At 61.1% G+C, this 3,405-nt stretch carries 4 protein-coding genes; 1 reads left to right on the plus strand and 3 read right to left on the minus strand.

The window, feature by feature from the left end:
• Nucleotides 1–377, plus strand: a 377-nt coding sequence (locus tag PMI29_RS32625; RefSeq protein WP_238541662.1) for a hypothetical protein, incomplete at its 5' end; no start/stop codon positions are given.
• Nucleotides 378–563: 186 nt separating this feature from the next.
• Here PMI29_RS32625 and PMI29_RS13755 read toward each other — a convergent pair.
• From PMI29_RS13755 to PMI29_RS13745, 3 genes are all read right to left on the minus strand, one after another.
• Nucleotides 564–1,184, minus strand: a complete 621-nt coding sequence (locus PMI29_RS13755; protein ID WP_007998593.1) for a TetR/AcrR family transcriptional regulator — start codon at nt 1,182–1,184, stop codon at nt 564–566.
• A 59-nt stretch (nt 1,185–1,243) separates the two neighbouring features.
• Entirely contained in the window at nt 1,244–2,926 is a 1,683-nt protein-coding gene (gene phaC, locus PMI29_RS13750) for a class II poly(R)-hydroxyalkanoic acid synthase (protein ID WP_007998594.1), read from the minus strand.
• A 115-nt stretch (nt 2,927–3,041) separates the two neighbouring features.
• Nucleotides 3,042–3,405 (minus strand): alpha/beta fold hydrolase (locus tag PMI29_RS13745; RefSeq protein ID WP_007998595.1); only part of this gene is annotated, 364 nt, incomplete at its 5' end.

Genomic DNA, 3,405 nt, shown 5'->3' on the forward strand with positions numbered 1-3,405 from the left:
CAAAGCCACTGGCAAAAGCGGCGGCTAAACCTGCTGCCAAGCCTGCGGCTAAAACTGCAGCGGCCAAACCAGCCGCCGCCAAGGCCGCCGCCAAACCGGCCGTCGCCAAACCAGCGGCTAAACCAGCCGCCAAGCCTGCAGCAAAAACTGCAGCGGCCAAGCCAGCAGCCAAGCCTGCTGTTGCGAAAAAACCTGCAGTGAAGAAGCCGGCAGCTCCAAAAGCCGCCGCACCAAAACCAGCAGTGGCAGCTGCCAAACCGGCAACCCCGGCAACCCCGGCAGCTCCGGTCAGCGCATCGAACTCCGCGACTGCGCCAACCCCTGCTGTCACCCCGACTGCCGCGCCAACTCCATCGACGCCAACCAGTCAGTCCTGATTTTCAGGGCTCAAGAAAACGCCCGGCCTTCACAGGTCGGGCGTTTTTGTTTGTGCGGAATTTGAGGGCAACACAGACCCACTGTAGGAGCGAGCTTGCTCGCGATGGTATTGCAGGCGCTGAGTAGCGTCGGCTGTACCTTTTTCGCGAGCAAGCTCGCTCCTACAGGATTAGTTGTGACCAGGGTTATTCGTGGTCCTCCAGATACTCCATCGCCATCTGTTCGGTCGCAGCCTTGATCGGCGCGAGCAAGTGTGGCGCGACCAGCATCATGATCTGGTAAACCACCAGCCGCACCTCGCCTTCGCGATCGAGAATCCGCTGGTAATCCAGTGAGAACAGCAGGGTCATGGTGATCTGTTCCACCAGTTGCCCCAGTGCCTGGGTATCGCTGACCAGCAGCCCTTGCGCCTGCAATCGCGCCAGCAGCGACGCCAGTGTGCGCTTGAGTGCATTGAGCAGGTTGCGAATGCCCTTGGCCAGTTTCGGCAGGCGCCCGGCGAGGTTCGACAGGTCCTGGAAAAGAAACCGGTAGTGGGACAGGCGTTCGACGATCAGGTGCAGGAACAGCCAGTAATCTTCGGGTGCCAGTTCGACATCGGCCGGTGGATCGAGCAAGGGGGCCAGTTCGCCCTGAAAGCGCTCGAACAGCCCGAGAATCAGCGGTTCCTTGCCGTGGAAGTGGTAGTAGAGGTTGCCCGGGCTGATGCCCATTTCATTGGCAACTTCCATGGTGGAGACATTCGGTTCGCCCTTTTGATTGAACAACTGCAGGGCACATTCGAGGATCCGGTCGCGGGTTTTCATCCAGTCTTCTTAATGATCGGGTCTTGCCACGGCCGGCATAGGCCGTGGCTCGTTGAACGTCAGCGCACGCGCACGTAAGTGCCGGGTGCTGCCTCCATCGGTGGGTAGTTCTGGTTGCCGAGCGCCATGTGGGTTTCCTTCTGCGCGCCGGAGCGTTCCTGAATCCAGCTCAGCCATTGGGTCCACCAACTGCCTTCGACATGCTTGGCGTCGTAGTACCAGGCACGGGGGTCGCTGCTCAGTTTGCCGTTCTCGACGTAGTTGGCTTTCGGGTTGCTCGGCGGATTGAGGATGCTCTGCACATGACCGCTGTTGGACAGCACGAAGCGTCGCTCGCCACCGAGCAGTAGCGTAGAGCGATACACCGCATCCCATGGCGTGATGTGATCGTTGATGCCGGCGACGCTGAAGCTGTCGACGGTGACCTTCTGCAAATCGATCGGCGTGCCGCACACTTCCAGTCCGCCCGGGTGGGTCAGTGGGTTGTGCTTGAAGAAGTCCAGCAGGTCGCCATGCAGGGCGGCCGGCAGGCGCGTGTTGTCGTTGTTCCAGTAGAGAATGTCGAACGCCGGTGGCTCCTTGCCCAACAGGTAGTTATTGACGAAGTAGCTCCAGATCAAATCGTTGGGACGCATCCAGGCGAAGACTTTGGCCATGTCGCGGCCGTCCAGTACACCCCGCTGATAGGAGCGGCGCTTGGCAGCCTCCAGAGTCTGCTCGTCGGCGAACAGCGTAGCGGGGCTGTCCATCTGACTGTCGAGCAGGCTTACCAGATAAGTCGCGCTGGAGACCCTGCGCAGCTGCCGCTTGGCCTGCAAGTGGCCCTGCAGCGCGGCAATGGTCAGCCCGCCGGCGCAGGCGCCCATCAGGTTGACCTCGCGTGCGCCGGTGATCGCCCGGCACACATTCATGGCTTCTTCCACGGCTTCCACGTAGGTCGAGAGCCCCCATTCGCGGTGACGCACATCCGGGTTGCGCCAGCTGATCACGAAGGTTTGCAGGCCGTTTTTCAGGGCGTACTGGACAAAGCTGTTGTGGGGGCTCAGGTCGAAAATGTAGTACTTGTTGATTTGCGGCGGCACCACCAGCAGGGGCTTGGAATACTGCTTTTCGCTCATCGGCTTGTACTGGATCAACTCCAGCAGTTCGTTGCGAAACACTACGGCACCGGTGGTGGTGGCGACCGTCTTGCCAACCTCGAACGCTTGCTTGGTGACTTGTCGGGGCAGGCCATCGTTGTGCAGCAGATCGTCCACCAAATGGCTGATGCCACGCACCAGGCTGTTGCCACCGGAATTGAAAAGTTCCTTGACCGCCAGTGGATTGAGCAGGGTGTTGGATGGCGATACGGCGTCATTGAGCAAGGCGAAAGCGAAGTGGGCGCGGGCGCGGTCGTCCGGGCTCATGTTGCTCTCGTCGATCCAGCTCTTGACCTGTTTCTGCCAGCTCAGATAGGCCTGCAGGCTACGGCGATAAAACGGGTTGAGGCTCCATGCCGGGTCGGCGAAGCGAGTGTCCTGCGGGTTGGTCGGGTGCAGGGTTTCACCCAGCAGGACACGGCCAAGCTGACCGCCGAGTTTGAGGGCATGCCGGGCGCTGTGCAGCGGATTGCGCAAGCCATGGGCGGCCACACTGCGCAGGGTCGACACCAGATCCCGGCCGCGCAGGCCGGTAATCGCACTCTGTGCATTGATGAACGCGGCGGGAGTCGGTAAGGAATCCCTCGCTGGTTTCTCGCGCATGAGTCAACACTCCTTCGTCTTCAGGCTAAAAACAAATACACCGAACCAGAACACCATAGACGCTGTAACGGGTTGTTGCGCGGCGCGGCGTCCTGCCGACCGTTGATGCAGCGCTTTAGCCGCCCAATGGCGCCGGACGCGGGTGCATCACCGCACGCTGGCGCTCCTCCTCCAGGAATTTCATGATGATCGGGGCCACCGCTTCGGCCCGGGTAATCAGGAACAGGTGCCCGTCATCGATGATGTGCAACTGGGCGTTGGGAATCCGCCAGGCCAGCAGGCGCATGTTGATCAACGGAATCAGTGGATCATCGTCGCCGGCCAGTACCAGGGTCGGCTGGCGGATCTTGTGCAGCCAGTGAATGCTGGTCCAGCCGAGGCCGGCGAACAGCTGCCAGTAGTAACCGAGCTTGCCCGCTGAGCGCACTTTGGCCGCATGGCTCGCGGCCAGCGTCGGGTCGCGACGGAATGAGCCGCCG

The sequence above is a fragment of the Pseudomonas sp. GM49 genome (genome assembly GCF_000282355.1).
GTDB lineage: Bacteria > Pseudomonadota > Gammaproteobacteria > Pseudomonadales > Pseudomonadaceae > Aquipseudomonas.